The organism is Shinella zoogloeoides (assembly GCF_030733845.1).
GTDB lineage: Bacteria > Pseudomonadota > Alphaproteobacteria > Rhizobiales > Rhizobiaceae > Shinella > Shinella zoogloeoides_C.
In genome coordinates, this window is the sequence record NZ_CP132311.1 from 112,860 (window position 1) to 137,792 (window position 24,933).

The window sequence follows — 24,933 nt, forward strand, 5'->3', positions numbered from 1 at the left end:
GCGTTTCACCCTTTACAACGAAATTAAACGTTTTTATCATGCGGTAAACGTTTGATAGCCTGCGCGCGGGATCGCCGGGAAAGACAGGCGCGGGACGCGATGCAAAGACCGACGATCAAGACCATCGCGCAGGAAACCGGCCTCTCGATCGCCACCGTGTCGAAGGCGCTGAACGACAGCCCGCAGGTGCGGCCGGAAACGCGCGCCGTCGTCGTCGCCGCTGCCGAGCGCATCGGCTACCAGCTCAACATGCATGGCGTGCAACTGCGCACCGGCAAGACCTATCAGGTCGCCGCCATCATGACCGCGCCCGGCCCCAAGCAGAACGAGTGGGAAGGCGTCGAATACGCCCAGCTCCTCAGCGGCATCTCCTGGGCGCTGGAGGACAGCCCCTACCGCGTCTCGCTCTATGCCGTGCGCAGTTTCGAGGAGAGCCTCGCCACCATCCGCCAGATCGTCTCGCTGAAGAAGGCGGACGGCATCATCGTTTCCGGCACGCGGGCGGACGATCCGCGCGTGCGCATCATGCAGGAGGCGGATTTCCCCTTCGTCACCTACGGCACGACGATCCACAATGCTCCCCACGCCTTCGTCGATGCCGACAACGAGCAGATGATCCGCCTCTGCGTCGCGCGCCTCGCCGAGCGCGGCCACCGCCGCATCGCGCTCGTCAACCCGATCGCCGAACTCAGCTATGCCATCACCCGTCTCGATGCTTACCGCCGCGCCCTCGAAACCGCGGGCCTTGCCTACGACCCGGCGCTCATCGCCCACGGCCACCTGACCCCCGCCTTCGGCCGCGAGAGCGTGCTGGCGATGTCCGAGCGTCCGGACCCGCCGACCGCCTATATCTGCGCCAACGAAGCCTCGGCGCTGGGCGCCTTCTCCGGCTTCCATGCGCGCGGCATCGTGCATGGCCGCGATGCCGTCATCAACGCGACGGACGATCTCAATGTCAGCCAGTATTTCGCCCCGCCCATCACGACCTATTTCCTGCCGATCCACGAGCCGAGCGCACTGCTCGGCAGCTTCATCCTGCGCCGCATGGAAGGCGAGCCGCCGGAAGCGCTCCAGGCCCTCATCATGCCCAAGCTGATCGAGCGCTCAGACGACCGCCTGGCGCGATAGCTCCCGTCCCGGAAAGCGCCTTCGCCTATGCTACCCGCCAACAGCCAGCCTCATCCGAAGGGATGAGCAGGGAGCGCAGGCAGCAGCTTTTTGATTACTGTGATCGGCCGGCGATCCATCCTATCCTGATTGAAATCGCACGCAGGCATGGGCAGCCATGACGGATGGGAGCACGCGGATGGACCGGGCAATTCTGATCAATACCGGCCTCGGCGTCTACGTACAGCGCTTGCGCGAGCGCATCGAGCTCGTAAGGTCGGCCCTGTCGATGCCGGAAAATACGGCGACGATCTCCAACGACATGATTTCCCGGCATCTGCTGGAGCGCCTTTGCCGGCCGGGCGCTGTTGTCGTCGATATCGGCGCCCATATCGGGTCCGTCGTCGATGGTGTGCGCCGGCACAGCCAGCCCTCGGCGGTGATCGCGATAGAAGCCATGCCGGACAAGGCGGCGGCATTGCGCCGCAAGTTTCCCGATGTCATGATCCATGCCTGCGCCGTCGGGGAGGAGGACGGCACTGTCCCCTTTTTCGTCGACGTCAAGAGCACCGGCTATTCCTCGCTCTATTCCACCCGGAACCGGGAAGCGGATGTACGAGAGATCACCGTCCCTTTGCGCCGCCTCGACGACCTCCTGCCGTCCGAGATGGTCGACCTGATGAAGATCGACGTCGAGGGAGCCGAGCTCGGCGTGCTCAAGGGCGCCCGCTCGCTGATCGAGCGCTCACAGCCGGTCATCATGTTCGAAAGCGGCCCCGAAGTGCGGGGCGACTACACCAAGGAAGCGCTCTTCCACTGGTTCGACAGCATGCACTACGCTCTCCTCGTCCCCAACAGGGTCGCCCACAACGACGACGGGCTGACCCTGCAAAGCTTCGTGGAAGCCCACCTCTATCCCCGCCGCACCACCAACTACTTCGCCATCCCCCGCACCCGCCGCATCGAAATCCGCGACCGCGCCCGGCGAATACTGAAGATCGGCTGAGTGGCATCATTCACTATCAGCACAGCGTCGCGCCAACCGTTGACAAACAATGCCCTGCCTTGACACGCCCCGCGAACTATTGAATGGATGCGCCCTCGGCGCTGCCCTGCGGGTATGATGTAATGGTAGCCTGTCAGCTTCCCAAGCTGAACGCGCGGGTTCGATTCCCGCTACCCGCTCCAGCCGGTTTATCAGGGGTTTGCGCCATATTTAAGCAGACCCTTTTTCATGCGGTTTTACAGAAGGTTTTACAGCTTCTGTTCTTGCTCTGGCCTCATCGAGTTTTCGGATGATCGCTTCGGTTGCGGCGTTTCTGCCGACATAGCGGCGGATAATCCTGTCGACGTGTTCTTCTTCCCAGCCCAAAATTTCAGCGATGACCCGCTTGTCGAGGCCGGCTTTGTAGAACTTCGTCGCCGCTGTGCCGCGAAGGTCATGGAAGTGAAGATCGCGCTCGTCGAGCTTCGCATCGGTCTTCGCCTTGATGAAAACGGATGCGAAGCCGTTGACGGTCCAGGGACGTTTTCGGCTGTTGGTGAGAACGACCGGCGAGTGTTTGGGGATGGCGTCGAGCAACTCGCGCAATTCTCCGTACACCGGAACGACGACCTCGCGCTGGTGCCGGCTCTTGCCTGTCGTCATCGTGATTGCGTTCTCGCCGACATGCGACCATGCGAGCCGAAAGAGATCGCCGGCGCGCAAGCCTGTGAGCGCCGCAAGGCGGACGGCAAGCTTTGCCTCCGCCGAGCATGCGGCCAGCACCTGCTCCATTTCAGGCGCCTCCCAGATGATCGCCGCCCGGTTGGCGGAGTAGAGCCGTCCGATGCCTTCGCATGGGTTCATGCCGATCTTCGCCAGCGGGTCGACCGCATAGGACAAGACGCGCGAAAGGACCTGCATGCCATAGTCGGCCGCACGCGGCGTGGCCGCATAGTTGGCGCGCCACTTTCGGATACGGGGACGGATCTGGTCGGGGCGGTCGAAGTTCTTGATCCGGAGCGAGCCGAAGTGCGCGTCGATCCGATCGAGCCAGCCGGACCAGTTCTTCTTGGTGCTGTCGGCAAGCTTTTTATAGTCGTCGCTTCGCTTGTAGAAGGTGATCAGCGCCGAAAAGCTGCTCTCGTCGGGCACGCGAATGCTTTCCAGCGCCTCGGCATACGCCTTCTGAAACGCAGGCGTGCCTGGCTCCGCATTGATGCGCGGTCCACCACGCCATGCATAATAGTAGACCTTGCCCTTGACCTTGACGGTGTGGACGCCCTTGAGCTCAACTGTAACCATGCTTCCTATCGAACTCCGCGAGCTCGCGATCGAGCTCGGATTCCTCCGAGCCGTCATTCTTTGCGAGCGAGTGATCCGGCGCAACCCGGAAGATAAAACCGTTGAATTCGACCTCGGCGCGCACGCCTTCTCTCTTCGCAAAGGCTGCGAGGCGCTTCATCTCGGATAATTTGAGAGGGATGCTCGCCGGCATTATCTGCCCTCCTGCCATCGTTTGAATTCCGCCCGCAGCGAAAACCATCGCTGGCGGGCGTTTTCGTCCGTGTTGAGTTCGGCGCGGGACTGGATGGCAAGTATGGAGCGAATGCGGGCGTTCACACGCTCGTCATCGGTCGCCTCTAGACCGTGACACTCGCGCAGGAAGGCACGGAAGGCCTGTTTGCCGCACTGCATCGCGCACTCCGCAGCGTAGTCCTTGACCTTCCTCGGCGGGTTGATCCGGTTTATCTCCGCCGTCATCTCCCGAAGCCGTTTCACAGCCCGGTCGTAGCGGTCGAGCAGCCAAGGCAGATCCTCGGGTGCATGCAGGATCAATTCGCGATCTTCGATGTAGACTTGCTCGGCAAATGTCAGCACGTCGGGGAGGTCGCGCCCCTCGCCAGCCGTCATCGTCATCCGCGACCCATCGGCAACCAGGCCCCATGCCGACGAGGCAAGTGATACGCGGTTTCGGATGGCGTCGAGACGAATCTGTGCAGGTGAAGCGACGGGATGGCTCATATGCCGCCTCCGTTTGCTGCTGGGGCGGCGCAGTCGATGATGCCTTCACCACCGCAATCGGGGCATTCGGCCACCGCTTCATCGCCCTTGTCGCCTGGATGCGGGTGGCGGTAACGATCCCAATCGGTGACAATCTCGCCGTTGCCTTGGCACCGCCCGCAAGTTTCACGAGTTTCTTCCGGGCGCTCATAGATGTCAGCCGTGCACGGCTCGGCGCACGACCAGCTCCCGCCGTCGTAAATCGTGCCGATGCGGTATCCGCGATCATGCGCTTGGCGCACGTCGGCCGGGTCTGCGACATCAATCGTTCCGACCAAGCGATAGCCGGGCGGGCAGTCGTCGCCGATAAAGGTGTAGTTCTTGCGGTCAGCCATGATCGCCCCCGGATGCTGTTGAGGCGTCATCGTGGACGTTGCCGTTGAATTCGCCATCTTCGGTCGGCAGGAAAGCGGCATGCGCCGGCGAGGCGAGTTCGCGGATACCTTCGATGATCTCTTCGAGCTCATAGACGTACTCTTCGCCATTGCCGGGATACTCGACGGTGCCAGTGTCCGGATCGGTCGAGCCGTGTTCAGACACGTAGTCGTGCAGGCGTTTCTCTACGAAGCGCGCGGATGCCTCGATACCCATTGGAATGGCGACTTCCGCGAGGTTGCGCAGAATGTCGGCCAACTCCTCCGAGGTGATAAGCAGATGCTCCGGGTAGTCATCCGGCGACGTGCGATCATCCCACTCGTTCACGGATTGAACGACGCGGGCGATCTCCTGCTCCAGCTTGTCACTGTGCATCGGACGACCCTTTCGCAGTATTGGCGGCCGACCCGAAGCTGGACTCTTCCACCGGAGCGGTGCACGATATTGGTGCAGCGTTCAGGAGGTTTGAAAGGTGACGCGCATCGTTGGATACGGAATTGCCATAGGCGTTGGAACGGCACTTTTGTGCTGGCTCACTTGGTCCTTGGCATGATGCTTCTATGACTGCCCGGATCGCCGCGCGCGGGTTATCGTGGCTGCTCTCGGCCACGACGCGTTGAGAGTCTTTCCTGAGTGCGGAACAAATCCCCCTTCTTGGCGTTCGTGCGAGCGGAAAATATGGAGGCGCGATATGTCCAGCAGTGCATGGAAAAAGCCTGTCGAAATTCACCTCGGAATGGTCGGTACCCGTGAGGTTTCCGGCCCGTTTGATGCTCTCATCTATCTTACCGACCAATGGCCCAACCGGTCTGGACCTCGGTTTGTCAAAGCGCGGATTGCATGTAAGGCTGCGGTCGAGGGTCGCCTCACTGCGGAGGCTGCTCGGCAAGAATTCATTGCGGCCGCTGACGAAGTGAGAGTGCTTCTTCACTAGGATGATATACATCAGTCGCGGCTCCCGGTCGCAGTTGAGGCGGCTTTCAAGCCTGCCACATGGTTGACCGCGCTGACGATCATCATGGCAATCGCAGTGGCCTGCTCGTCGGGGCGCTCGCCGTTGCTGTCGACCGTGACGACGTCTACGCCGTCATCATCGAGAATGACGCCGGTGTCCTCGTCGGAAAGCCGCAGCGGAAGGGCCACATTCTGATCGCGGAAAGCCGCGATGACGGCGGCGCTGGAGATACTGATGCTATTCATCGGCCGAACCCTTCGAGCTGGTGGTGTCACCGCGCGCCATGCAGTCCTTGCACATGGGCTGGAAGTCTGCGCCGGGGGCGGGCTTTGGCGTCTTCGGGGCGGTCTGCCCCCATCCGAAGCCGTGCAGACGCATGGCCTCTTTCTCCAAATCGGTCAGCCAGTTGCCCCAATTGGGATACAGCGTCGCCGCCTCGACGCGCTCTTCCGGCGTCTGCATCGTGCCGCACATGCACTCACCGGAGCGGCATAAGGCCTTGGCAACCGGGTTGATCGGCGTTTGGCAGCGCTCGAGGTATTCGTCCCGGTCATCCATCGTCCAGTCGTGGATGATGTTGACCCAGACGTTGCCCGGCGATGCCGGATCGGCGCGGAAGAGCTTTAGGTTTTTCTTGCGGTTCTCGCTCTCGTCTTTGCGGGCGCCGTTTAGCAACAGGACGCGAACGCCGCGCTTGCCCTGCCGGATCTCGCGAGAAACGGCCTTGCGGAACGGCGTGGCCTTCAAGACGCGATAGGCATAGCCGTGGGCGTCGCGACCTTTGCCGAAAAAACCCTTACGCAACACGTAATCTTCATAGGCCGTGCCGGCGTCGGCTTCGACATATTCGCCCATTCGGCCATAGGTATCGCGAACGAACTGGCTGGTCTCGGCAATGCCGCAGCGGGTGTTGCCGTGAATGACGAAATCGATCTTCGCGCCTAGCTCTCGCGCAATCTGATCCGAAGCGGCGCTGTCCTTGCCGCCTGAGACCATAGAGACGATGTGCGTCGGGTTAAACTGATCGATCGCATCGCGAAGGATCTGCACGCTGCTGTCGATCTTCATTCGGCGCGTCCTTTCTGGTAGGTCCACAAGCCTGAAAAAAGCAGACGAGGGTGTCGAGAGATGATGGATAAGCAGACTGCTCAAGGCCTGATCGACAAGCTCCTTAGTGAGATCGGGTTTGCTCAACCGACTACGGAGCAGGCGCTTCGGCTGCTTCGGCTTCAAAGCTATGTCGATGGTTCCGACGAGCCTGAAGAGTATGAGGCTAGGTATTCGGGGAATGGGGACCTGGATGACGATCTCTGACGCAATCATTCGCCACCGCCGTTTCCAGAAGAAACGTTGGCGGTGCCAGTGAGGCCAAGGTAAAGCGGAACGGTGAAGCCGAACTCCGTATCGGACCGCACCGCGGCGAGCACACCGCCGGAGCGGATACGATCGAGACCTTCTGGCGTAATGAAGAGGATGGGCGACAGCCGGATAGCCTGAGCTTCCCGCTCCAGGATGCGCCCCTCCTGGATGCCCTTGCGCACACCCTTGCGAAAAGCGGATCTGAGACGATCGCGGCCTTGGCTCTTATGTTCGTGCATGAAATCACTCCACGGTGAAGCGCGGCCGCATGGCCGTCAGCAGGTAAAGTTCCGGGGATCCGTCGAGCGGGCGCATGACAACCGCCGTCGCGGCGTCGGTCAGGCTGATCTCGATATCAACGGAATGAATGTTGGCGAGCGTCTTCTCGAGGCGCGGCGCCGAGTGCGCGACGACGAAGCCGTCGGGCACATTGATCTCGCCCTCGACCACATCCGATGCGAAGCCGCCCTCGGCCGTCAGCATGTCGATCTGGAGCTGGCCGGCCGAGACCTTGAGGCGGATGCCGTCGCTCTTGGTGTCCTCGACCATCGCGGCAACACGGCGCACGCCGGCCGCAAAGGTCTCGCGGGCGATGACGATGATCTGCCTGGTTCGCGCCGGGATGAGCTTCTCGTATTTCGGGTAGATCGCATCGATCAGCTTCGACTGGATTTCCACGCCGTCATAAGCGACGGCGATCTTGGCGGCGGACACCGCCATGCGCGCGCCATGCTTTGCGCCGTCCAGGAGCTTGCGGATAGGATCGGCGCCCATGGGCGGCAGGATGATGTGCGGGTAGGAATTCTCGACCGGCGGGAAGGCTACGGGGCGCGCGTCCGGCATCTTGACTTGCACGAGATAGTGCCCGTCCGTCGCTGCCACGACCATGCCGTCGGCATCTTCGGTCTCATGAAGGCAGAAGCCGCAAAGGTAAGGCCGATCGTCCGCCTTGTTCACCGCATAGGCAGCCTTCTTCAGGGCCTCGGCGAACCTGGCGCCGTCAATCTCGACCCAGCCGCCATCGATGCGGCTGCCCATTTCCGGGAAGTCCGCACCCGGCAGGCACGGCAGGGAGAAGGAGGACCGGCCGGACCGGATGCCGACTTGATCCTTCAGCCGGCCGGGGCCGAAGGCCAGCTCGGCGCTTTCCGGCATCTCCTTCAGGATCGCCGAAAGCCGGCTGACCGGCAGCGCGACGGCGGGAAAGCTCGCGCCATCCATCATCTCGCATTCCGCCTCGATCTGGAGGTCGAGATTGGTGCAACGCAGGCGGAGCGTTGCGCCGTCCGGCTGCAGCAGGACGTGGGTGAGGATCGGGATCTTCGCCTTGGTATCGATCGCATCGGAAACCCGCGAGAGCGCAGGAAGAAGCGATGAGCGGTGGATGGTGAACCATGTCTCAGCCATCGGTGCGACGCTCCGTGCCGCAGTTGCGCGCAAGCTGGATCTCGCTGACGGGGGGGCGAAGATTGTACGTCTGGCCCCACCTGTCGTGGACGATCTCCAGCAGTTCTTCGCGCGGCGCGTTGTCGGCGATGCGTCGATACAGATGTTCAACGGCCTCTCGGCTATGCAGATATTCCTTGGCCATTCGGCGCACTCCTAAAGGCGGGTCGAGCCGTCAACCGGCGACCTCTTCGCAGACGAGGGGGGCAGGCTGGCGCCGCGCACGATCGCGCCGGCGCATGTTTTCGCGGTGGGTCACGAGCTCGGTGTGCTTCGGGTCCGGGTTGACGCAGAGGCGGTTGCGGCACTTGTGGTCGAGCTGCTTCTTGCCCGGGATGAAGCCGTGTTCGTTGGTCCACATCGCCAGATGCACGGCGACCGTCTGGCCGTCGAGCGACATGCGGGGGTAGCCCTTGCCGCGACCGTTGTTGCCGGACGTCGGTCCGGTCCAGAGCCAGCAGCCAGTCGCGGCGTCTATCGTGACGCGCGAGAGGATCTTGGCCCGGATGCGGTCGCGGCGGCTGCTCACGGCGTCCTCCAGAGCGCGATGGCGATCGCGAAAAGGGACAGGAGCGGGCTGATGAAGATCAGGGCGATCATCAGGTTGCCGGCCGGCGTGGTCTTCCGGCGCGGCGGGCGGACTTCGACATGGTCGCGCGGAGCCATCATGGTCAGACCCTCGCGTCGAACGTCATCTGCCGCTCGACCTTGACGAGCTGCAGCGTGCAGGCGAGGCCGAACAGGCCCATGGCGAGGATGCCGGCGATAACGATGTAGCCGCTGGCAATGTCGGCGCTGCGCTCCAGCACGGGTTTTTCGCGGGGGATGTAGGGATGCTCTTCCATGGCATTCACTCCTTGCCGCCATCGACGACGATCGAGACGATCCGTCTGCCGGGGTTGCGGCGCTTGACGTGGAGGCGAGCGTGCTCGGCCTTTTCGGCCGAGACGACGAATTCGATGCCGCCCGCAATGCGGACGCGGAAAACGTGATGGATGGCCTTCACCGGCTCAGGCGGACGGCGAAAGCAGAGGCGCTGATCGTAGACGTGATCGGTGAGCGCCATGGCGGTCAGGCGGCCAGCTTGCCGGCGCGCACCGAGTCGGCGTTCGCCATCTCGGTGGCGTCCGTGCCGTAGATCGAGATCTCCCGCCGTGTGAACTTGAGGCGGATCAGGCGCTCGATAGTGCAGTCGTCGCCGAGTTCGCGCATGGCGTTGGCCATCTGGCGGATGCGGGTCTGCTGGGATTTGCTGGGGTGATGCATTGCGGGTCTCCGTTCAGGGGTGATCCGGAGAGGTTGGCCGCCGCTGCGCTGGAGGAAGGGGGTGTGATCAGCGGCGGCCTACCCGTCCGGGAGGAACGAAGAGAAAAATATCACGAAGCGTGAACTTGGCAAGCGAAAAATTCACACAACGTGAAGTCCTGTGAAGGGGGCCAGGCTGGAGGGGTGATGACAAGATCGCCTACCCCGCGCATAACTCAAGGGGAAGCGACCCCTTTTACGGGAAGTCGCAACATACAGTGCCCGAAAGAGGGTGTGAATGAATTCCTAAATTTGTTCTTGTTGTGTTCCCTTTTTCGAGTCATGTTTAGGCCAAACCAGAGAGCCAATGGAGCATGAACATGGCAGAGTTTTTCGTTGTTCAGTCCTTTTCACCGGCGAAGCGCGGCTTAAAGCCTGACGTCCCAGTCCAGGTAACCAGTGTTCAGCATGCACGTCGCATGGCGGAGCGATTGGCGTTGCGAAAGCCCATGGTCTTCGCCACCGCCACCAAAGGCGATCCCGAGACGGGAGACTTTGAGGAGCCGAAGCTCATCTGCTTTCACGGGACCGAGCGCCCTGAAGAGATCAACGATATGCAGCCGGCGTAAGAGGTTCAGAAATGGCTGAAAATCTGAAACTGCAGGCCGACCCGCACATCAAGCGCATGGCGTGCCAAATCTACACGCAGCTTCCCGAGGACAAGAGGGAGGCGCTGCAGGTTCTCCAGTACGTCCGCCAGATTATATTCTGCCTAGGAGAAGATTGGGAGGCCGTGGTGAAAACAGCGGCTATCCTGCCTTTTCAGCACCAGGAGATGAAAGGTCCGGCAGTTCGGCTGCGAGCCGTACAGGAAGGCCCGAACGATCACCAAGATAGATCCAATCCAGAGTAACGCCGGTGCGTGTCTGGATTGAAATTGCCACGTCTATATCCGGTCGACGAAGACCTTTCAGATAGTTGTTCAGGGCAGGTTGGGTTACCCCGATCAGGGAGGCGAACTCTACCTGCTTTTTCCCAAGCGCCGCCATAAGTGCGCTAAGTCGCCTTGCGATATCCGCATTTGATCTTCCGCCGTCTGCCATAGGTGATTTCTTGCACATTCACGCAGTGAAAAGAATTATCATGTGACGGCTTGAAAAAAATTCACGCTACGTGATAATTAGCGGCATGGAGACGCACGCTAACATCGTCGATCGTATCGTAACGGACCTCGGAGGCCTGACTAAAACGGCTACGGCCCTCGGGCTGCGCAATCCGAGCGTTGTGGCTAACTGGCGAAAGCGCGGTAGGGTGCCGTACCAGCGAGCGGTCGAGATCGAACGTCTTACAGGCATCTCTCGCCACATACTTCGCCCCGATGTCTTCGGGCCGCAGCCGGAGGCCGCCAAATGACGATCTCCTTTTGCGATCGCATCGGCTGCTTATCGATATCCCCATCACGATCGTGCGATCCACGCCGCCACCTGCCGGTTGGCCGACGCGCTCGCACCACCTGGCGCCGGAACGCGGTCCTGCAAGGTATTGCGTGGCGGACTGTTCCGGCGCCGTTTTTCTTTTCGCCTGCATGCGGGCCTCCGTGAGTTGATGGCTCGACCCTAGACGGCGTCCGCGCCGCCTTCACGGAATCCTTTCAGTCCATTTTTTCCTTGACCGAACCTCAGGGGTGTCTTCGTGCGCTCATTTTCCGACTGCCAGTCCATCATCAAGGCCGCGACCGTCTCCGCCTACGAGGCCGTCGGCGGCGTCACCGCGGCGGCCGACATGCTCGGCGTGCGTTCCTCGACCCTTACCAAATATGCCTCGCCCGGCGAGGAATGGCAGGCGAGCTTCATCCGGCTCGACCTTGCCGTCCGGCTCGACCGGCAGAGCGCGCATCCGTTTTTGCTGACTGCGATGGACCGGCTGGTAAAGGCGGAGCGGCCGACGGGGTTCGGCAGCGTCACGGCGAGCGCCATCCTGAAACTGGATGGCGTGCTCGACGACGTGGTGCGCGAGGTCGCGCGCGCGATCGAGGGCGACGACCATATCGACGCGGCCGAACGCGTCGCCATCCGCAGCAAGATCGTCGCCGCCAAGCAGATCCTTGCACAGCTCGACGCGGTGCTGTGATGGCGGCGTACGACTATTCCGATTCCGAAGAGACCATTCGCCGGATCGAGGCCGTCCTGCCGGAAGAGGACCTCAAGGCCCTTTCCGTCCTGCTCACCGCCTCCGCCATCAAGGCGGTCGATAGCGGCGTGTCCGACACGCGCGCTGTTTCCGGGCTGATCGCCTCGCTCGCCACCGTCCGCAACCAGTTGAAGAGACCGGGGAACCACTGATGATGGTCATCGAGAAGCTTTCCGACGCGGCCCGCAAGGTCGTCCGCGACGCTCACGCCGACCCCCAGGGCGTCGTCCTCGGGTGCGGCGTTCGCTTCCGCGAGGCCTGCGCCGCCGGATATTTGGTGCCGGTGCGCGGCGCCATTGACCGATGGCACATCACCGTCAAGGGGCGGGAATACTGCCTCAGGCTGATGAGGGCGCACTGATGGCCCTCAGTCCAGACCAGACCAGGATCCTCACCGCCGCCCTCGTGGGCGGCTCTTTCCATTCGCAGGAACAGCGCGACCTCATCAAATGCCGCGCGCTGAATTCGAAAGGGTATCTGCGCCGCGACCCGCAGGACGGTTGCCTGTGGTATCCGACCGATCTTGCCGGCGCGTTGAGCCTCGTTCCTGCCGACCTCCATGGCGCCGAACCGGAGAAGCCCGCCGGCGGGCCGCCGGCGCGACTGCCGCATCATCCTCTGGCGGCGCTCTTCCCGATGTTCGCCGAGGACGAACTGCAGCGCCTGGCGGACGACATCGCGGCGCGCGGACAGGAGGAGCCTGTCTGGCTGCTCGACGGCCATATTCTCGACGGTCGAAACCGCGAGGCGGCCTGCGCGCTCATCGGAATCGACGCATGGACGAAGGACTACGAGGGCAAGGATCCGCTCGGCTTCGTCCTGTCGCTCAACCTGCACCGGCGGCATCTTTCCGAAAGCCAGCGGGCGATGGTGGCGGCGCGCATCGTCGATTGGGAACGCGGTATCAACCAGACGACAGCCGGGGATGCAAATTTGCACGCCCGCGAGGCCGGTCGTCGCCTCTCGATTTCCGAGCGAGCCGTAAAGGCGGCCAAGCGCGTGCGCGACCATGGCATCGAGCAGCTTTCCGACGCGATCCGCGACGGTCGGCTGTCGGTCAATGCCGGCGAGGCCATCAGCTTCCTTGAGCGCGAGGCACAGGAGGAGGTGCTCCGCCTCGAGGAAAAGCAGATCGTTCAGCGCGCGAAGGAGATCCGCGAGAAACGGGCGAAACTCCGCCACGCCGTGCGCCTCACCCACATGGCGCATGTGGTCGATCGCGGTCAGCCGACGGTCGGGCGCGTCGAGACGAAATACCCGGTCATCTATGCCGACCCGCCCTGGCAGTTCGGCGTGCGCAGCGAGGTGACGGGCCGCGAGAAGAGCGCCGAGAACCATTATCCCACCATGCCGACGGACGATATCTGCGCGCTGTTCGATGAGATCGGCGATCCGGCCAAGCGCGACGCCGTGCTCTTCCTCTGGGCCAGCAACCCCATGCTGCCGGACGCGTTTCGCGTCATGGCGGCGTGGGGTTTCTCCTACGTCCACCATTGGATCTGGGACAAGGAGATCGCCGGCACGGGCTATTGGGGCCGCGATCGGCACGAACTCCTGCTGATCGGCAAGCGGGGACAACCCGTCGCGCCGCTGCCCGGCACCCAGCCGGAAACCATCCACCGCGAACGCAAGGGGCGCCACAGCGCCAAACCGGACTGGTTCGCCGAACAGATCGAACGCCTCTACCCGGACATGCCGCGGCTGGAGCTGTTCTGCCGCGCGCCACGCCCTGGCTGGCACGCATGGGGTTATGAGGCGGCGACGCCGGAAAGCGAGACGGTATGAGCGCGGACGTGCTTCTTGTCAGTCACTCCGCGAGTGCATGCAAATTGTCGCGCGGATCAGCTCTTGCCGATTGCCTTGTCCAGCAGCTCGGTGAAATTCGGCGGATCCACGCTATCCGAATTATGGCCCGGCGTCGGGCGGAACAGCGCGTTCAGGATAAGGGCGCGGTCCTCCCGCACGGCTGCCTGCCGGCCAATCAGATGGAAATAGGTGTCCATCATCGTGTGCCGCTGCCGGGCGTCTTCCATAAGGGCAAGGGAGTGCAGATTGAAGCGGACGAGGAGCCGGACAATCCAAAAATAGAGTGCCAGTGGAACGGTTATGATGACCAACCGGCTGACAGCGGAGACGGTTTGCTGCACGGTGGATGCATTGGCGGGGAGATCCGCTGTGGCGACGTCTCCGATGTGCTTGAGCGCGCTCAACACGGTATCGAGATTGAACAGTGCGAGGCCGGGCAGAACCAAAAGAAAAATCGCGATCAGGCCTGCGGATATCCAGAAGGCCCGGTTGCTGGTTTTTGCACGCGCGTCCCACAGGCGCTTGACGGACAGGGTTCCGAGATTTTCGTCTATCTTGGCGGCGAGCGCTTCCGTCTCCTTGGCTTGCTTCTCGACAGCATCAGCCCGGTCCTCCCAACCCTTCGCCCGCTCATCAAGGCTCGCCATGACCGCCCGCATTTTCTCTCTCGTCACGTTCAGATCGCTGAGAGCTTTCTGGTTCTCGGTTTGCGATTGTATAACATTATCCTTGGACGCGCTGACCTGTGCTTCGATCCGTCCAGCTGCATTTTCTACCAGGGGTATTTGCGCCTCTACGCGCTTTGTGAAGTCCTTCATCACCTCATCCATGCCGCTCCGACAGAAAGCCTTCATCTCCTCGATGGCGTGTTCCGAACGCGCTTCTATTTCCGCAAATGTGCGCAAGGACGTGTAGCTACCGATCTCCGCCGCTACGGTGAGCGGCGTGGCGGCGCTAATGCTGTTGAGCTGCTGGACGGTCATTTCGCATATAATGCCAGCGAGAACAGCAACGATATCCTCGATACCCGCCATATCCATCCAGGAGTCGAGTGCTGTGACTTCAGGAGCCATCAAGGGCGGCGGCCCCTTTATTCGAGGAGGGTTTGGGCCTTCCCCGATCACGGCGCGAAATACGACGGTTGCGAAGCTATCAAGTTCAACGCGCGATTCCTCCGGAAGTCTCGCGAGAGCCGCCGCAACGGACCTTCTCAAGTGAGCTTTATCAGTCAGACTTTGCTCGGGGCGAACCGACGTGGAAATCCCCTTGTTGATGACCTTAAACGTCTCGTAGTTCACGGCGAGCCCCCGCTCTTACAGCTTCAGAATTGGCGGCACCCTGCCCACTACGGCGTGAAAAAACAATCTCCGCGTGCGCCGAGTGCCTTTGTATTTGTGCGGAATTCACATGTTCAGGTGGCTGTGCAATGAGCCACGATGCCACCAACTGGGCAATCAAGCAGCGCGGTATCAAGCCGGCCCTCAAGGTCGTGCTGTGGAACCTGTGCGACCGCTACCATCCCGACAACGGGTGCTTTCCCAGCCAGGATACGCTGGCAGCGGATTGCGAGGTGCCGCGCTCGACGCTCAACGTCTACCTGAAGGAACTTGAAGATATGGGTCTCATCGTGCGCGAGCAGCGCCGCGAGAAGGGATCGAACCGGATGGACCGCACGCGCTACCGCTTCCCGTTCGAACCTGATTTTCCGGCGAAAACCGAGGAAAAGCCGGGTCCAGATTCTGGACACGGCCCCGTGTCCAGAAATCGGCCCGAGCCGAGTCCAGAAAACGGCAAAAGCCATGTCCAGAATCTGGACAGTAACCCTGTAAGGGAACCAGTAAAGGGAACCAGTAAGGAGAGAGAGGGCGGGCGCGATAGGCAGGAAGGCAAGCAGGAGGCGCAGACGGAAGTGCATGCCGAAACGCCGGCGTCGATCGAGCGGGCGTTCTGGCGGTTGGTGAAGAATTGGCCGGACTTTGATGGCATGCCCAAAGAGCCGGCGAAGGGTCCGTGGTTGACCTTGACGCAGGCGGAACGCAGCGAGGCATTGGCCCAGCTGCCTGCGTGGCTTGCGGCTCTGAAGCGGCAGAAAAAGAGCCATGTTCCCGCACCATCGACGTATCTTCGCGAAAAGCTCTGGCAGGATATCCCGATATCTCTCGATCAGCAGGCCGGGGCGAAGACGGCCGTGACAAAGCTCGCCGCGCCCTACGGCAAGCTCTGGATGGCCGAGCGTATCGCAGATCTTCTGCGTAAGCCGTATGGCGTGATCGGCGGTCTGACAACATTCGAGAAGCGTCAGGTTCAGCTGAACCAGAAAACAGCGGACGAGCTTTACAGGGAGAAAATCCGCCGTAGCGGCTGGACGCTGGTGAACACCATGCATGAGCGCGCTGCGGACATGAAGGGGTATCCGTGCCGACCGGAACTGATGCCGTTGGCTGAGAGCTTCCGGCCGGCGCATCGCGACGGAGACCTCTATGCGGCTTGGCGCCGCGAGCACGAGCGCCGGGGCTGGCCGTTCATAGACAATACGCGACCGCCGGAATGGGTGCATTTCCCACCTGTTCCGGATGGATGGGAGGCGGACCCAGACGCGGCGGTCTGGTCGGCATTGGAAGAATTTGCGGCACAGGTGCGAGAGGTACGGGGCGATGAACATGCAGCATGACGGTCTTATCGGACAACCGATAGCGAAACGTTCCGGCGAGCGCTTCGCCGATCGCATGCGTCGTATCAGCGAAGCGAGGCTCGATGAGGGTGCTCTTGCCACCATCAATTGCCGAATCAGCGCAGGGAAAGTGCCGTGGTTTGCGATTCGAGTAAGGACCGGCCGCGAGCAGGCTGTGGAAAACGCGCTTGGAGCGATGGATATCGCGACCCTTGTGCCGATGCGTCGGGGGCCGGATTTGCGTCGTCGCGGGCGCATTATCGTCGGTTCCATGATGCCCGTGATCCACGGCTATGTGCTCGCCCAGATGCTTCCGATCTCGGACTATTTGTCCGGATTCCTGGGCATCGAGCACGTCATTGACATCCTCGGCGGATGCGATCGACAGGTGCGTCTGTCCGACAAGGAAGTGTGGCGCTTCAACGGATTGGCAGAGGCGGGCGTATATGACTGGGAGCGTCCGGTGGACATCACCCTAGTCCAGGGCGAGCCGGTCTTCATCGTGGCCGGCCCCTTTGCAGGCCAGAAGGCGATTGTCGTCACACCGAACCGCAAGGGGCGTGGTGATGTTGTGGTCGCGATCGCGTTCATGGGAGGCGATGTGCCTGCCTCCGTGCCGCTTGCGCTTATCAGGAAAATGTGAGAGTCATCTTGTACTGGATGAGCTGATGATCCTGAAGTGAGCCTCTGAGAACGCCTAGCACGCGGGGAGCAATCCCGAGGTCGGTACACCGGTCAGCCCCAACCCTGACAGCCTCACGCGAGAGGCATCGATTCAGGGCCAGTGCGACAGCTATGCTCAGATGAAACACAGGCGGCCGAGAGGTCGCCTTTCACATGTCTACGGATATGGCGACCGAACTTCACTTCGACGCATCCGAATTCGATATCCTCGGCAGAGCGATTGCGCGGCTGCCGGGCGATATCAAGACCAAAGCCTTCGCGCGGGCGATGAGCCGCATGCGTGACATGGCGCGCACGCGCATCGTTCGCCGGTCGAGCGAGCGCACCGACATTCCGGTCGGCATGGTGCGCGCGCTTACGACCGCGTACCTCAATGCGGGCGGGCATTCGATCGAAATGGTCATGCGGTCGGGATGGGTGCCGCTTGCCAAGCTCGGTGCGCGCCAGACCTCGACAGGTGTCAGTGTGCGCAATCGCGGCTCCTATCGTTCGGCGTTCCTCGCCAACATGGCGAGCGGTCACCGCGGGGTGATGATCAGGGAGGGCGCGGCCCGCCTGCCGATCCGCGAACTCTTCGGCGCCAATCCGGCGCACGATGTCACGAACAATCCCGATGAGTTCCTTCCGGTGCTCGCTGAGGTCATCCAGGATCATCTCCTGCCTCGTGTCCTGCACGAGCTGGAACGCCTCCTTCCGGGCTGACCCTACCCCCCCCGATTCAGGGACCGTAGAATCTTCCGCCCCTCCCACGGGCCGGGGCGACCCCCGAAACCTGTCCGATTTTCCCACGGAATTATTGGGTTGACGGGGTTAACGCGGTTAACGCAGCGCGGTTGACGCGATCAACGGTTAATAGGTGGAGCCATGGCTGACGAAACGCTGGTCATGTGGTCGATCTCGCAGATTGCCGAACGCGACGGCGTCTCGAAGGCGGCGGTCTCCAAAGCGGCGAAGAAGCTGATCGAGGACAAGCCCGACACGCCGGTCGAGCGAGACGGCCAGGGCCGGGTGATGCTGATCTCGCTGGCGCATTATGACCATCATCGCCAGCGGTTCGTGAACCCGGCCAAGGCGACCGCGCCAATCCGCTCGATCACCTCGGCGATGTCGGCGACGGTAGAACCCGGTGAGACATTCGACGAGGCGCGGCGCCAGTCCGAATGGTTGAAGGTGGCGCGAGAGCGCATCCGGCATCAGGAGGAAGTCGGGCGGCTGCTTCGCCGTGACAAGGTCGAGGAAGCGCAGCGCGTAGCCGGCCGCGAGATTCAGAACATCATCCGCCGCCTGCAAAACAAGGCCGACGACGTTGCGATGGCGGTTTCCAAAGAGGGCGTCCACGGGGTCCGCGTCCTGCTTCGCCAGGTGGCATTCGAGATCGGCAACGAAATCGCAAGCCGCCTCGAGCTCGTCGCCGAGGCTGCCGACACGACCGACGAACTGATCGAGGACGAGGACGCGTGAACGCTCACCCTGGTGCGCTTGGTATCGTAGCACGAGCGCTGGCGGTCTCGATCCGGCCGACGCCGCCGATGCCGTTTCCGGCCTGGCTTGCGTCGAACATCGTGCTGGTCGATGGCTCCCGCAAGGGCGAGTTCTGGTCCGCGGAGGATGCGCCGTACCTTCTGGAAATCGCGGAGTGCCTGAGCCAGGAGCACCCGTGCAATCTCGTGACAGTGCGCAAGGCGCAGCAGACCGGCGTTTCCATCCTTGCCCTGGCGTGGATGCTCTACATTGCGGAGATGTGCCCGGACAATGCGCTCTATGCGGCGCCGGGCATCGACCTTTTGCAGGACCTCAACAGCGGCAAGCTGCAGCCGCTGATCGATACATGGCAGGAGAAAACCGAAAAGCGCGTCATCGACGCCACCGGCTCGACGACCTACACCAAGAAGGTAGGGCAGGACACCTTCATCTATCTCGGCAACGCCAACACGAAGAAGGATCTGTCGGGTAAGACGGTCCGCTATGGCGTAAAGGACGAGGTGTCGAAGTGGGAATTCTTCCCGGACGGTTCGGATCCGGAGACGTTGTTCTTCGGCCGCTTCACGGCATTCCGCCGGCAGAAGACCTACAAGATCCTCGAGCTTTCGACGCCCGAACTCGACAGCGGCGATGCGCTCGGGGAAGGGCCCGGCCACTGCCGTATCGACAGATCCTTTCGTCGATCGGACCAGAGGTTCTGGCACATCAAATGCCCGGAATGCGCTTTCGAGCAGGTTCAATACGATCAGAACCTCGTCATCGACCGGGCTCATCCGCACCGCACGACGATGCGGTGCGTCCATTGCGGGCACCTCATCTCCGAAATGGAGCGCGTGACCTGCGTTCGCGCGGGTCGCTATATCCCGACGCTGGCCGGGCCTGATCGTCATCCGGGCTTTCATGTCGATGCGTTCATGTCGCTGATGATGTCCTATGAGGCGATTGCCGAGGACCGGATATCGTCGGAGGGCAAGGGCGAGTCCGGTGCGAAGGATTACAGCAACCTGGTGCTGGCGCTGGCCTACCAGATGAAGGGAAATGCGCCCGACCACGTTCGCCTGATGGAGCGGCGTGAAGACTACCAGCCGGAGACGATCCCCGCAGGCGGCCTCCTGTTCGTCGGAGGTGCGGACGTCCAGGGCCACGGTATTTACGTAGAACTCGTCGCATTCGGCCAGGATCGCCAGAGCTGGACCGTCGCGGCCGCGTACCTGCCGGGCGAAACCGACAATCCGCAGGCCGGCGCGTGGATTCTTCTCGACGAGTTCACGTCGCGCGAGTTTCCCGACGCCCATGGCGTCCTGCGCACGCTCGATGCGCTCGGGGTGGATTCGGGCTATCGTACCAACCAGGTGCTCGAATGGTGCCGACGTCGGCCGAACACCTATGCGGTCAAAGGCGAGCCCGGCCGGGGTCGTCCGGCGATCAGCCAGCCGCAGCGCAAGTCGGTGACGAAGAAGGGCAAGCGCAAACGGTACGGCTCGACGATGTCATGGCCGGTCGGCACCTGGTCGCTGAAGGCGGAGTTTTACGGCAACCTGCACAAGACCGGCCTGGCCGCCGGCGAGCCTTGCGACCCACCGGGCTATTGCCACTTCCACAAGGAGCTCGGCGAGGAGTTCTTCCAGCAGATCACGGCCGAATATTTCGAGCAGAAGCTGATCCGCGGGAAACTGTTCGAGGAATGGAAGCCGCGCCGGGTGGATAACCACTGGCTCGATTGCCGCATCTACGCGATGGCCATGGCCGAGCACATTGGCCTTTCGCGCATGTCGCCCGCCGATTGGGCTCGGCTCCGCGCAGTGTACGAACCCGCCGTGGACGTCGATCTCCTGTCGTCGGCCCCAGAACGCATTGCCGCGGCTGCGCCCCTCGCTCCCGCCCCACCAGCGGAAAAGAAGCCCGCGCGCCGCAATGTGCAGTGGGCAGCCTACAGAAAGTAGCTCTGGAATGGATACACCGAAGCCAAAGGTCAGGATCCCCGCCGGGCGATCCGTCGCGACATCGCTGGGTGCTCCGAAGCCAGCGGCTCGCCCGGCGGAGATGCGTTACCTCAATCGGGATCGCACCGGCGTCCTGTCCCTGCGTCACGCCGTTCGCCGGGACGGCCGGCACGACGTGCGGGAAGCGGCGTTGCGCGCGTCGGCACTGGCGTTCGACTTCATGCAGAATTCCGGCTGGATCGCCGGCGCATGCGACCAGATGATCGTCGACACGATCGGAACCGAGCTGAAGCTGAACGCCCGGCCGGATTTTGCCAAGCTCGGATATACCGATCAGGAGCGGTCGGAATGGTGCAAGGTCGTCGAGGCGGAGTGGCGACGCTGGTCGTGGAATCCGCGTGAATGCGATCTCGCGGGCAAGGCGACGATCGCGGAAATGTGCGACGGCCTGATGCGGTACTATATCGGCGGCGGCGAGGGCTTCGGCGTCATCTCGTATTTCGACGAACGCATGCGCCGGGCCTATGGCGTCCAGACCGGTACGAAGGTCAACATCGTCGCGCCGCATCGCGTGCCGCATATCACCCGCGAATTCGAGGGTCTCGAAGGCGGCATCTTCCACGACGCGATCGGGCGCCCGACGCATTGCAGGTTCAAGCGCCGCGAAGGCGGCATGGATGTCGACCATGACCTTGCCTTCCTGTTGCCGAACGGGCTGGCGCAGGTCGTCCATGTTCTCGACCGCGGGGACAATCCGGATAGTCCGCGCGGCATCTCCATCATGGCGCCCATCCTGAAGGTCATCGCGCAGAGCGACCAGTTGGCGGATGCGACGCTCGCCACCGCTCTCCTGCAGACGATCTTTGCCGCCGTCATCAAGAGCCCGGAGCCGAGCGAAGAGGCCTTCCAGGCTATCCAGACGCTTGCCGATACCGGCGTTGGCAAGGTCGAAGGGATCGACCAGCTTGCCCAGGATTTCATCGACGTGTGGGGCGCCCGGTTCGAAGCCCTCAAATCCGGCGGGATCAATCTCGCGGACACGGCGCGCATCGGTCATCTCGGGCCTGGGGAAGAGCTGGATTTCAAGACGGCGGGCACGCCCGGCGGAAACTACCTTCCGTTCAACAAGAACCTCCAACGGGAAATGGCCCGTCGCCTGGGCGTGACAATCGAGAGCTTCTCGATGGATTTTACCGAGGCCAGCTATTCCTCGGTGCGCATGGCAACGGCGACGATCCACCCGATCGCCACCCGCCGCCGCGAGCGTATTCCCGCTCCCTTCTGCCAGGCGGTTTACGAGGCGTTTCTCGACGAGAAGGTTGCTACGGGCGCCATCCCCTTCAAAGGTGGATACCGCGCCTTTGCCGCGAACCGCGACAAGGTCTGCTGGGCGGAATGGCAGGGCCCGGCAAAGCCGTCTGCCGATGACTACAAAAGCGCCAATGCGGCGAAGGTGCGACTGGAAACCGGCGTTTCCTCGCTGGCGGACGAATGCGCCGAGTACGGTCGCGACTGGGAAGAGACCGCCGCGCAGCGCGAGCGCGAGCTGAAGGCGATTACCGGCATGGGCCTCCCCAATCCGTTCGAGCGTGTGCGCGGGGGTGGCGGTCCTGAGGGCGGCGCTGTCGAGGGCGATCGTGAGCCGGCGAGGACGAAGGCATGAGCGAGCCCCTGCAGCCGAACATCGTCATCATCGCCGGTACGCCGGTCGATGTGAACGACCCCTGCGCATTGTGCCGGGCACTCCAGGCCTATCGGGTACGTCTCGCAACAGGCGGCGTGGTCGAGGAAATCGAGATCCGCTCTCCCGTCACGACCCGCCGGACGCGATTTTCATCCGGGTCGAAGATGGCCGATCTCGACGCGATGATTGCCGATGCCAAGGCTGCCTGCGAGGCCAGCCTTGGTTCAACACCAAAGCGGACGCGCTACGCGATCAGCGCCCGGTACCGCCCTTACTGAGGATCACATCATGGCTGCCATTCTTGAAGACGGAAAGCTTCGGCTCTCCGGCTATGTCGGCGACTACTATTTTTCGGATGGCTTCACCTCGTCCGACGTCGTCGTTGCCCTCGCATCGATCGACGACGGTGATGACCTGACGGTCCATATCAATTCGGGTGGCGGCGTCGCAACGGAAGGCGCCGCCATCCATGCGCTGTTGTCGGCCCGCAAGGGTGTCACCGACGTCGTGATCGAGGGCATTGCGGCATCCGCTGCCTCGCTCATCGCAATGGCGGGCGCGACGGTCACCATGTCGGCCGGCGCGGTCATGATGATCCACGATCCGAGCGGATACACGTTCGGGACCAGCGACGACCATTCGAAGACGATCGAAGGTCTCGAGGCGCTCGCGACGGCCTATGCGCGCGTCTATGCGCAGAAGTCGGGGAAGACCGCCGAGGAATGCCGCGAGATCATGAAGGATGAGCGCTGGCTCACGCCCGAGCAGGCCGTCGCGGAAGGTTTCGCGGACGAAACCACCGAGGCGAAGGCACTCGCTGTCGCGGCTTTCGACTATCGCCTCTATGCGCACGCGCCGAAGCGCCTGACCGCGCTTGCCGTGAAAAAGGATTGGTCCGCCGCCCCGGCTGACCGAAAGGCGGCGCCGTCCGCCGCTTCCACCCGTCAACCACAGGAGACATCCATGACGGAAAAAACGAAGGCGGACGAAATGACCGCCGCCGTAGCCCAGGCAAAAGCCGATGCCGCTGCCCGGATCAAGGCAATCATGACCTCTCCCGAGGCGAACGGCCGCGAACAGCAGGCCGAGCACCTGGCGTACGAAACCGACATGGCCGCCGATGCCGCCGTCAAGATTCTCGCCACGGCGCCGCAGGGAGCCGCCGCCGCGGACGAACCGGCCGCTGATGACGATACGCCGGATCCGAAGACCTACGAGGCCAGCCGCATCGCCGGCGCCGGCCTCGGCGGGAAGACCAAGACGCAACAGCCGCAGGCGAGCGGATCCCTCGTCGCCAACATGCGCAAACTACTCGGCAAGGAGGCCGTATAATGCCCACGATCAATGAAGGCCGCTATGCCAGCGACTGGCTGAAGGCGGAAAGCCACACGTCCGGCTACTCGCGCGAGGAAGTGATCGTCGTCAGCGGCGCCGGCAAGCTCGTCTCCGGCACTGTCCTCGGCAAGATCACGGCATCGGGAAAGTACACGCCCGTCACCGTCGCTGCAGCAGACGGCTCGCAGAACGCCGCCGGCATTCTCCTCGACGCTGTCGATGCATCCACGGCGGACGTCTCGGCGGTGATCATCGCGCGCGACGCCATCGTCGTCCAGCAGGGCCTCGTCTATGGCGCCGACGTCAACACGGCGCCGGAGCGGCTCGCGGTGCAGAACGCGCTGCGTGCGCTCAATCCCCCCATCCTCGTACGCGAAGGAGCGTAAGCCATGCTGAGCATCGTAGATATCTTCGGCAATGCCGCCTTCAGCTCCACATCGCTGACGCAGGCCATCAACATCGTGCCGAACGACTATGGCCGCATTCGCGATCTCGGGCTGTTCGCCAACGAGCCGATCCCGACCACGACGGTGGCGGTGCAGTTCGAAAACGGCACGCTCAACCTCCTGCCGACCCGCGAACGCGGCGCGCCGTCCTCGCTCGGCATGCCGGAAAAGCGGAACGCCAAGCAGTTTGCCTGCTTCCACATTCCGCACGACGATTTCGTGCGCGCCGACGACGTGCAGAACATCATCGCGCGCGTCGGGCAGGAGGGTGTCCTGGAATCAGTCGAGACGCTGGTCAACCGGAAACAGATCGTCATGCGGCGCAAGCATGCGATCACGCTGGAGCACATGCGCATGAGCGCCCTGCGCGGCGAGATCCTCGACAGCGACGGCTCCTCGCTGCTCAACCTGTTCACGTCCTTCGGCGTAACGCAGAAGGAGATCGACTTCGTGCTTGGGACGGCCAACACGGATGTCGGCGCCAAGATCGACGAGGTCGTCGCTTACATGGAGGACAACCTCAAGGGCGAGGTGATGGACGGCGTGCATGTCCTCGCATCCCCGGAGTGGTTTGCCAAACTCGTCGGCCACGCCACCATCAAGGATGCCTGGAAATACTACGACGGCCTCTACAACGTCCTGCGCGAGAACGTCCGCAAGAAGTTCGTCCACCGCGGCGTCACCTTCGAGGAATACCGAGGCGCGGCGAACTTCCTCCAGGAAGACGGGACCTACGGCACGCGTCGCTTCATCCCGGCGAACGAAGCAATCGCCATCCCCATGGGCACGACGGACACCTTCACGACCTACTGGGGCCCGGCCGATTTCATCGACACGGTCAACACCCTCGGCGAGGAAATCTATGTCCGCCAGGCCGTCGATCCCGAGTTCCAGCGCTGGGTGAAAATCCACAGCCAGTCGAACCCGCTGCCGATGGTCAAGCGGCCGGCGCTTCTCGTGAAGCTCACCACCAGCAACTGAGGATAGCCCGATGCAGGTACGCAACAAGACGACCGGCGAAGTGGAAACGCTTCGCCATGGACCCGCGACCGACGGGGTGACCGCCGGAACGCACGAGTTCGTCAACATCGAAGTCAATGGCGACGAACCGAAGACCGACAAGGCCACACCTTCGAAGCCGGCAAAGGCAGAGAAGTAG

General features: G+C 62.5%; 39 protein-coding genes and 1 tRNA gene. 23 read left to right on the forward strand and 17 right to left on the reverse strand.

The window, feature by feature from the left end:
• The first annotated feature begins 99 nt into the window (after window positions 1-99).
• The 3 genes from Q9316_RS01445 (at window position 100) to Q9316_RS01455 (ending at window position 2,295) form a co-directional block, all read left to right on the forward strand.
• Window positions 100-1,128: a LacI family DNA-binding transcriptional regulator gene (locus Q9316_RS01445; protein ID WP_306033490.1), complete on the forward strand. Its 1,029-nt coding sequence runs from the start codon at window positions 100-102 to the stop codon at window positions 1,126-1,128.
• A gap of 178 nt (window positions 1,129-1,306) precedes the next feature.
• On the forward strand, window positions 1,307-2,113 hold the full coding sequence (locus tag Q9316_RS01450; RefSeq protein ID WP_306033491.1) for an FkbM family methyltransferase: 807 nt from the start codon (window positions 1,307-1,309) through the stop codon (window positions 2,111-2,113).
• Between the two features lie 108 nt (window positions 2,114-2,221).
• Window positions 2,222-2,295 (forward strand) — tRNA-Gly (locus Q9316_RS01455).
• Between the two features lie 28 nt (window positions 2,296-2,323).
• Here the strand turns inward: Q9316_RS01455 and Q9316_RS01460 are convergent.
• Genes Q9316_RS01460 through Q9316_RS01480 form a run of 5 tightly spaced genes read right to left on the reverse strand, consistent with a single transcriptional unit; the run spans window position 2,324 to window position 4,903 of the window.
• Window positions 2,324-3,394 (reverse strand): tyrosine-type recombinase/integrase, encoded by a 1,071-nt coding sequence (locus tag Q9316_RS01460; protein ID WP_306033492.1) that lies wholly within the window; start codon window positions 3,392-3,394, stop codon window positions 2,324-2,326.
• Window positions 3,381-3,587 (reverse strand): hypothetical protein, encoded by a 207-nt coding sequence (locus Q9316_RS01465; RefSeq protein WP_306033493.1) that lies wholly within the window; start codon window positions 3,585-3,587, stop codon window positions 3,381-3,383. The genes Q9316_RS01460 and Q9316_RS01465 overlap by 14 nt, the downstream gene beginning before the upstream one ends.
• Complete coding sequence (locus Q9316_RS01470; protein ID WP_306033494.1) at window positions 3,587-4,114, reverse strand: hypothetical protein; 528 nt, start codon at window positions 4,112-4,114, stop codon at window positions 3,587-3,589. Before Q9316_RS01470 ends, Q9316_RS01465 begins: the two co-directional genes overlap by 1 nt.
• Window positions 4,111-4,488, reverse strand: a complete 378-nt coding sequence (locus Q9316_RS01475) for a hypothetical protein (RefSeq protein WP_306033495.1) — start codon at window positions 4,486-4,488, stop codon at window positions 4,111-4,113. The genes Q9316_RS01470 and Q9316_RS01475 overlap by 4 nt, the downstream gene beginning before the upstream one ends.
• On the reverse strand, window positions 4,481-4,903 hold the full coding sequence (locus tag Q9316_RS01480; RefSeq protein ID WP_306033496.1) for a hypothetical protein: 423 nt from the start codon (window positions 4,901-4,903) through the stop codon (window positions 4,481-4,483). Before Q9316_RS01480 ends, Q9316_RS01475 begins: the two co-directional genes overlap by 8 nt.
• Window positions 4,904-5,264: 361 nt before the next feature.
• Here Q9316_RS01480 and Q9316_RS01485 point away from each other — a divergent pair, with 361 nt between their 5' ends.
• Complete coding sequence (locus tag Q9316_RS01485; RefSeq protein WP_306035380.1) at window positions 5,265-5,462, forward strand: DUF982 domain-containing protein; 198 nt, start codon at window positions 5,265-5,267, stop codon at window positions 5,460-5,462.
• An 11-nt stretch (window positions 5,463-5,473) separates the two neighbouring features.
• Here Q9316_RS01485 and Q9316_RS01490 read toward each other — a convergent pair whose 3' ends face one another.
• Window positions 5,474-5,728, reverse strand: coding sequence for a hypothetical protein (locus tag Q9316_RS01490; RefSeq protein WP_306033497.1), 255 nt, complete (start codon window positions 5,726-5,728; stop codon window positions 5,474-5,476).
• Window positions 5,721-6,551, reverse strand: a complete 831-nt coding sequence (locus Q9316_RS01495) for a phosphoadenosine phosphosulfate reductase domain-containing protein (RefSeq protein ID WP_306033498.1) — start codon at window positions 6,549-6,551, stop codon at window positions 5,721-5,723. The genes Q9316_RS01490 and Q9316_RS01495 overlap by 8 nt, the downstream gene beginning before the upstream one ends.
• 60 nt (window positions 6,552-6,611) lie before the next feature.
• Between Q9316_RS01495 and Q9316_RS01500 the strand changes: the two genes are divergently transcribed.
• Window positions 6,612-6,797 carry a hypothetical protein gene (locus tag Q9316_RS01500; RefSeq protein WP_306033499.1) on the forward strand — a complete coding sequence of 62 codons (186 nt, stop codon included), beginning with the start codon at window positions 6,612-6,614 and terminating at the stop codon, window positions 6,795-6,797.
• Window positions 6,798-6,802: 5 nt separating this feature from the next.
• Here Q9316_RS01500 and Q9316_RS01505 read toward each other — a convergent pair whose 3' ends face one another.
• From Q9316_RS01505 to Q9316_RS01540, 8 genes are read right to left on the reverse strand one after another with little or no spacing between them, the layout of a single operon-like run.
• Complete coding sequence (locus Q9316_RS01505) at window positions 6,803-7,081, reverse strand: hypothetical protein (protein WP_306033500.1); 279 nt, start codon at window positions 7,079-7,081, stop codon at window positions 6,803-6,805.
• 4 nt (window positions 7,082-7,085) lie between these two features.
• Window positions 7,086-8,249, reverse strand: coding sequence for a DNA polymerase III subunit beta (dnaN, locus tag Q9316_RS01510; protein ID WP_306033501.1), 1,164 nt, complete (start codon window positions 8,247-8,249; stop codon window positions 7,086-7,088).
• Window positions 8,242-8,433 (reverse strand): hypothetical protein, encoded by a 192-nt coding sequence (locus Q9316_RS01515; protein WP_306033502.1) that lies wholly within the window; start codon window positions 8,431-8,433, stop codon window positions 8,242-8,244. The genes dnaN and Q9316_RS01515 overlap by 8 nt, the downstream gene beginning before the upstream one ends.
• 30 nt (window positions 8,434-8,463) lie before the next feature.
• The gene (locus Q9316_RS01520; RefSeq protein WP_306033503.1) at window positions 8,464-8,817 is read right to left on the reverse strand and encodes an HNH endonuclease signature motif containing protein; all 354 of its coding nucleotides are present in this window, start codon (window positions 8,815-8,817) and stop codon (window positions 8,464-8,466) included.
• Window positions 8,814-8,957 carry a hypothetical protein gene (locus Q9316_RS01525; RefSeq protein ID WP_306033504.1) on the reverse strand — a complete coding sequence of 48 codons (144 nt, stop codon included), beginning with the start codon at window positions 8,955-8,957 and terminating at the stop codon, window positions 8,814-8,816. The genes Q9316_RS01520 and Q9316_RS01525 overlap by 4 nt, the downstream gene beginning before the upstream one ends.
• A 2-nt stretch (window positions 8,958-8,959) precedes the next feature.
• Window positions 8,960-9,133, reverse strand: a complete 174-nt coding sequence (locus Q9316_RS01530; RefSeq protein WP_306033505.1) for a hypothetical protein — start codon at window positions 9,131-9,133, stop codon at window positions 8,960-8,962.
• A 5-nt stretch (window positions 9,134-9,138) separates the two neighbouring features.
• Entirely contained in the window at window positions 9,139-9,354 is a 216-nt protein-coding gene (locus Q9316_RS01535) for a hypothetical protein (protein WP_306033506.1), read from the reverse strand.
• A gap of 5 nt (window positions 9,355-9,359) precedes the next feature.
• Window positions 9,360-9,554, reverse strand: a complete 195-nt coding sequence (locus Q9316_RS01540; protein ID WP_306033507.1) for a hypothetical protein — start codon at window positions 9,552-9,554, stop codon at window positions 9,360-9,362.
• A 359-nt stretch (window positions 9,555-9,913) separates the two neighbouring features.
• Between Q9316_RS01540 and Q9316_RS01545 the strand changes: the two genes are divergently transcribed.
• Both Q9316_RS01545 and Q9316_RS01550 read left to right on the forward strand, forming a co-directional pair.
• Window positions 9,914-10,162: a hypothetical protein gene (locus Q9316_RS01545; protein WP_306033508.1), complete on the forward strand. Its 249-nt coding sequence runs from the start codon at window positions 9,914-9,916 to the stop codon at window positions 10,160-10,162.
• Between the two features lie 11 nt (window positions 10,163-10,173).
• Window positions 10,174-10,446 (forward strand): hypothetical protein, encoded by a 273-nt coding sequence (locus tag Q9316_RS01550; protein ID WP_306033509.1) that lies wholly within the window; start codon window positions 10,174-10,176, stop codon window positions 10,444-10,446.
• On the opposite strand, the gene Q9316_RS25640 is transcribed toward Q9316_RS01550, so the two are convergent.
• Entirely contained in the window at window positions 10,343-10,654 is a 312-nt protein-coding gene (locus Q9316_RS25640) for a helix-turn-helix domain-containing protein (protein WP_371877941.1), read from the reverse strand. The two genes, Q9316_RS01550 and Q9316_RS25640, sit on opposite strands and share 104 nt — an antisense overlap.
• Window positions 10,655-10,721: 67 nt before the next feature.
• On the opposite strand from Q9316_RS25640, the gene Q9316_RS01555 reads away from it, so the two are divergent.
• From Q9316_RS01555 to Q9316_RS01575, 5 genes are all read left to right on the forward strand, one after another.
• Entirely contained in the window at window positions 10,722-10,946 is a 225-nt protein-coding gene (locus tag Q9316_RS01555) for a transcriptional regulator (RefSeq protein ID WP_306033510.1), read from the forward strand.
• Window positions 10,947-11,225: 279 nt separating this feature from the next.
• Entirely contained in the window at window positions 11,226-11,663 is a 438-nt protein-coding gene (locus Q9316_RS01560) for a hypothetical protein (RefSeq protein ID WP_306033511.1), read from the forward strand.
• On the forward strand, window positions 11,663-11,875 hold the full coding sequence (locus Q9316_RS01565; RefSeq protein ID WP_306033512.1) for a hypothetical protein: 213 nt from the start codon (window positions 11,663-11,665) through the stop codon (window positions 11,873-11,875). Before Q9316_RS01560 ends, Q9316_RS01565 begins: the two co-directional genes overlap by 1 nt.
• The gene (locus Q9316_RS01570; RefSeq protein ID WP_306033513.1) at window positions 11,875-12,084 is read left to right on the forward strand and encodes a hypothetical protein; all 210 of its coding nucleotides are present in this window, start codon (window positions 11,875-11,877) and stop codon (window positions 12,082-12,084) included. Before Q9316_RS01565 ends, Q9316_RS01570 begins: the two co-directional genes overlap by 1 nt.
• Window positions 12,084-13,508, forward strand: a complete 1,425-nt coding sequence (locus tag Q9316_RS01575) for an MT-A70 family methyltransferase (RefSeq protein ID WP_306033514.1) — start codon at window positions 12,084-12,086, stop codon at window positions 13,506-13,508. Before Q9316_RS01570 ends, Q9316_RS01575 begins: the two co-directional genes overlap by 1 nt.
• 56 nt (window positions 13,509-13,564) lie before the next feature.
• Here the strand turns inward: Q9316_RS01575 and Q9316_RS01580 are convergent, their stop codons facing one another.
• Entirely contained in the window at window positions 13,565-14,827 is a 1,263-nt protein-coding gene (locus Q9316_RS01580; protein WP_306033515.1) for a DUF6161 domain-containing protein, read from the reverse strand.
• Window positions 14,828-14,955: 128 nt separating this feature from the next.
• Here Q9316_RS01580 and Q9316_RS01585 point away from each other — a divergent pair, with 128 nt between their 5' ends.
• The 11 genes from Q9316_RS01585 to Q9316_RS01635 all read left to right on the forward strand — a co-directional run bounded on the left by Q9316_RS01585 (window position 14,956) and on the right by Q9316_RS01635 (window position 24,933).
• On the forward strand, window positions 14,956-16,200 hold the full coding sequence (locus Q9316_RS01585) for a helix-turn-helix domain-containing protein (protein WP_306033516.1): 1,245 nt from the start codon (window positions 14,956-14,958) through the stop codon (window positions 16,198-16,200).
• Window positions 16,184-16,843 carry a transcription termination/antitermination NusG family protein gene (locus Q9316_RS01590; RefSeq protein WP_306033517.1) on the forward strand — a complete coding sequence of 220 codons (660 nt, stop codon included), beginning with the start codon at window positions 16,184-16,186 and terminating at the stop codon, window positions 16,841-16,843. Before Q9316_RS01585 ends, Q9316_RS01590 begins: the two co-directional genes overlap by 17 nt.
• A gap of 194 nt (window positions 16,844-17,037) precedes the next feature.
• Window positions 17,038-17,586, forward strand: a complete 549-nt coding sequence (locus tag Q9316_RS01595) for a hypothetical protein (protein WP_306033518.1) — start codon at window positions 17,038-17,040, stop codon at window positions 17,584-17,586.
• A gap of 162 nt (window positions 17,587-17,748) precedes the next feature.
• A complete protein-coding gene (locus Q9316_RS01600) occupies window positions 17,749-18,345 on the forward strand; it encodes a hypothetical protein (protein WP_306033519.1) in 597 nt (198 codons plus the stop codon).
• Window positions 18,342-20,309: a terminase gpA endonuclease subunit gene (locus Q9316_RS01605; RefSeq protein ID WP_306033520.1), complete on the forward strand. Its 1,968-nt coding sequence runs from the start codon at window positions 18,342-18,344 to the stop codon at window positions 20,307-20,309. The genes Q9316_RS01600 and Q9316_RS01605 overlap by 4 nt, the downstream gene beginning before the upstream one ends.
• A gap of 100 nt (window positions 20,310-20,409) precedes the next feature.
• The gene (locus Q9316_RS01610) at window positions 20,410-21,972 is read left to right on the forward strand and encodes a phage portal protein (RefSeq protein WP_306033521.1); all 1,563 of its coding nucleotides are present in this window, start codon (window positions 20,410-20,412) and stop codon (window positions 21,970-21,972) included.
• On the forward strand, window positions 21,969-22,271 hold the full coding sequence (locus tag Q9316_RS01615) for a hypothetical protein (protein WP_306033522.1): 303 nt from the start codon (window positions 21,969-21,971) through the stop codon (window positions 22,269-22,271). The genes Q9316_RS01610 and Q9316_RS01615 overlap by 4 nt, the downstream gene beginning before the upstream one ends.
• 10 nt (window positions 22,272-22,281) lie before the next feature.
• Window positions 22,282-23,325: a head maturation protease, ClpP-related gene (locus Q9316_RS01620; protein WP_306033523.1), complete on the forward strand. Its 1,044-nt coding sequence runs from the start codon at window positions 22,282-22,284 to the stop codon at window positions 23,323-23,325.
• Window positions 23,325-23,714 (forward strand): head decoration protein, encoded by a 390-nt coding sequence (locus Q9316_RS01625; protein ID WP_306033524.1) that lies wholly within the window; start codon window positions 23,325-23,327, stop codon window positions 23,712-23,714. The genes Q9316_RS01620 and Q9316_RS01625 overlap by 1 nt, the downstream gene beginning before the upstream one ends.
• A 3-nt stretch (window positions 23,715-23,717) precedes the next feature.
• Window positions 23,718-24,755 (forward strand): major capsid protein, encoded by a 1,038-nt coding sequence (locus tag Q9316_RS01630; protein ID WP_306033525.1) that lies wholly within the window; start codon window positions 23,718-23,720, stop codon window positions 24,753-24,755.
• 10 nt (window positions 24,756-24,765) lie between these two features.
• Entirely contained in the window at window positions 24,766-24,933 is a 168-nt protein-coding gene (locus Q9316_RS01635) for a hypothetical protein (protein WP_306033526.1), read from the forward strand.

Bases quoted from the DNA above. Each gene is read 5' to 3' on its own strand.
- Q9316_RS01445 (WP_306033490.1), top strand. From the start codon at position 100: ATGCAAAGACCGACGATCAAGACCATCGCGCAGGAAACCGGCCTCTCG.
- Q9316_RS01450 (WP_306033491.1), top strand. From the start codon at position 1,307: ATGGACCGGGCAATTCTGATCAATACCGGCCTCGGCGTCTACGTACAG.
- Q9316_RS01460 (WP_306033492.1), bottom strand. From the start codon at position 3,394: ATGGTTACAGTTGAGCTCAAGGGCGTCCACACCGTCAAGGTCAAGGGC.
- Q9316_RS01465 (WP_306033493.1), bottom strand. From the start codon at position 3,587: ATGCCGGCGAGCATCCCTCTCAAATTATCCGAGATGAAGCGCCTCGCA.
- Q9316_RS01470 (WP_306033494.1), bottom strand. From the start codon at position 4,114: ATGAGCCATCCCGTCGCTTCACCTGCACAGATTCGTCTCGACGCCATC.
- Q9316_RS01475 (WP_306033495.1), bottom strand. From the start codon at position 4,488: ATGGCTGACCGCAAGAACTACACCTTTATCGGCGACGACTGCCCGCCC.
- Q9316_RS01480 (WP_306033496.1), bottom strand. From the start codon at position 4,903: ATGCACAGTGACAAGCTGGAGCAGGAGATCGCCCGCGTCGTTCAATCC.
- Q9316_RS01485 (WP_306035380.1), top strand. From the start codon at position 5,265: ATGGTCGGTACCCGTGAGGTTTCCGGCCCGTTTGATGCTCTCATCTAT.
- Q9316_RS01490 (WP_306033497.1), bottom strand. From the start codon at position 5,728: ATGAATAGCATCAGTATCTCCAGCGCCGCCGTCATCGCGGCTTTCCGC.
- Q9316_RS01495 (WP_306033498.1), bottom strand. From the start codon at position 6,551: ATGAAGATCGACAGCAGCGTGCAGATCCTTCGCGATGCGATCGATCAG.
- Q9316_RS01500 (WP_306033499.1), top strand. From the start codon at position 6,612: ATGATGGATAAGCAGACTGCTCAAGGCCTGATCGACAAGCTCCTTAGT.
- Q9316_RS01505 (WP_306033500.1), bottom strand. From the start codon at position 7,081: ATGCACGAACATAAGAGCCAAGGCCGCGATCGTCTCAGATCCGCTTTT.
- dnaN (WP_306033501.1), bottom strand. From the start codon at position 8,249: ATGGCTGAGACATGGTTCACCATCCACCGCTCATCGCTTCTTCCTGCG.
- Q9316_RS01515 (WP_306033502.1), bottom strand. From the start codon at position 8,433: ATGGCCAAGGAATATCTGCATAGCCGAGAGGCCGTTGAACATCTGTAT.
- Q9316_RS01525 (WP_306033504.1), bottom strand. From the start codon at position 8,957: ATGATGGCTCCGCGCGACCATGTCGAAGTCCGCCCGCCGCGCCGGAAG.
- Q9316_RS01530 (WP_306033505.1), bottom strand. From the start codon at position 9,133: ATGGAAGAGCATCCCTACATCCCCCGCGAAAAACCCGTGCTGGAGCGC.
- Q9316_RS01535 (WP_306033506.1), bottom strand. From the start codon at position 9,354: ATGGCGCTCACCGATCACGTCTACGATCAGCGCCTCTGCTTTCGCCGT.
- Q9316_RS01540 (WP_306033507.1), bottom strand. From the start codon at position 9,554: ATGCATCACCCCAGCAAATCCCAGCAGACCCGCATCCGCCAGATGGCC.
- Q9316_RS01545 (WP_306033508.1), top strand. From the start codon at position 9,914: ATGGCAGAGTTTTTCGTTGTTCAGTCCTTTTCACCGGCGAAGCGCGGC.
- Q9316_RS01550 (WP_306033509.1), top strand. From the start codon at position 10,174: ATGGCTGAAAATCTGAAACTGCAGGCCGACCCGCACATCAAGCGCATG.
- Q9316_RS25640 (WP_371877941.1), bottom strand. From the start codon at position 10,654: ATGTGCAAGAAATCACCTATGGCAGACGGCGGAAGATCAAATGCGGAT.
- Q9316_RS01555 (WP_306033510.1), top strand. From the start codon at position 10,722: ATGGAGACGCACGCTAACATCGTCGATCGTATCGTAACGGACCTCGGA.
- Q9316_RS01565 (WP_306033512.1), top strand. From the start codon at position 11,663: ATGGCGGCGTACGACTATTCCGATTCCGAAGAGACCATTCGCCGGATC.
- Q9316_RS01570 (WP_306033513.1), top strand. From the start codon at position 11,875: ATGATGGTCATCGAGAAGCTTTCCGACGCGGCCCGCAAGGTCGTCCGC.
- Q9316_RS01575 (WP_306033514.1), top strand. From the start codon at position 12,084: ATGGCCCTCAGTCCAGACCAGACCAGGATCCTCACCGCCGCCCTCGTG.
- Q9316_RS01585 (WP_306033516.1), top strand. From the start codon at position 14,956: ATGAGCCACGATGCCACCAACTGGGCAATCAAGCAGCGCGGTATCAAG.
- Q9316_RS01590 (WP_306033517.1), top strand. From the start codon at position 16,184: ATGAACATGCAGCATGACGGTCTTATCGGACAACCGATAGCGAAACGT.
- Q9316_RS01595 (WP_306033518.1), top strand. From the start codon at position 17,038: ATGTCTACGGATATGGCGACCGAACTTCACTTCGACGCATCCGAATTC.
- Q9316_RS01600 (WP_306033519.1), top strand. From the start codon at position 17,749: ATGGCTGACGAAACGCTGGTCATGTGGTCGATCTCGCAGATTGCCGAA.
- Q9316_RS01610 (WP_306033521.1), top strand. From the start codon at position 20,410: ATGCGTTACCTCAATCGGGATCGCACCGGCGTCCTGTCCCTGCGTCAC.
- Q9316_RS01615 (WP_306033522.1), top strand. From the start codon at position 21,969: ATGAGCGAGCCCCTGCAGCCGAACATCGTCATCATCGCCGGTACGCCG.
- Q9316_RS01620 (WP_306033523.1), top strand. From the start codon at position 22,282: ATGGCTGCCATTCTTGAAGACGGAAAGCTTCGGCTCTCCGGCTATGTC.
- Q9316_RS01625 (WP_306033524.1), top strand. From the start codon at position 23,325: ATGCCCACGATCAATGAAGGCCGCTATGCCAGCGACTGGCTGAAGGCG.
- Q9316_RS01630 (WP_306033525.1), top strand. From the start codon at position 23,718: ATGCTGAGCATCGTAGATATCTTCGGCAATGCCGCCTTCAGCTCCACA.
- Q9316_RS01635 (WP_306033526.1), top strand. From the start codon at position 24,766: ATGCAGGTACGCAACAAGACGACCGGCGAAGTGGAAACGCTTCGCCAT.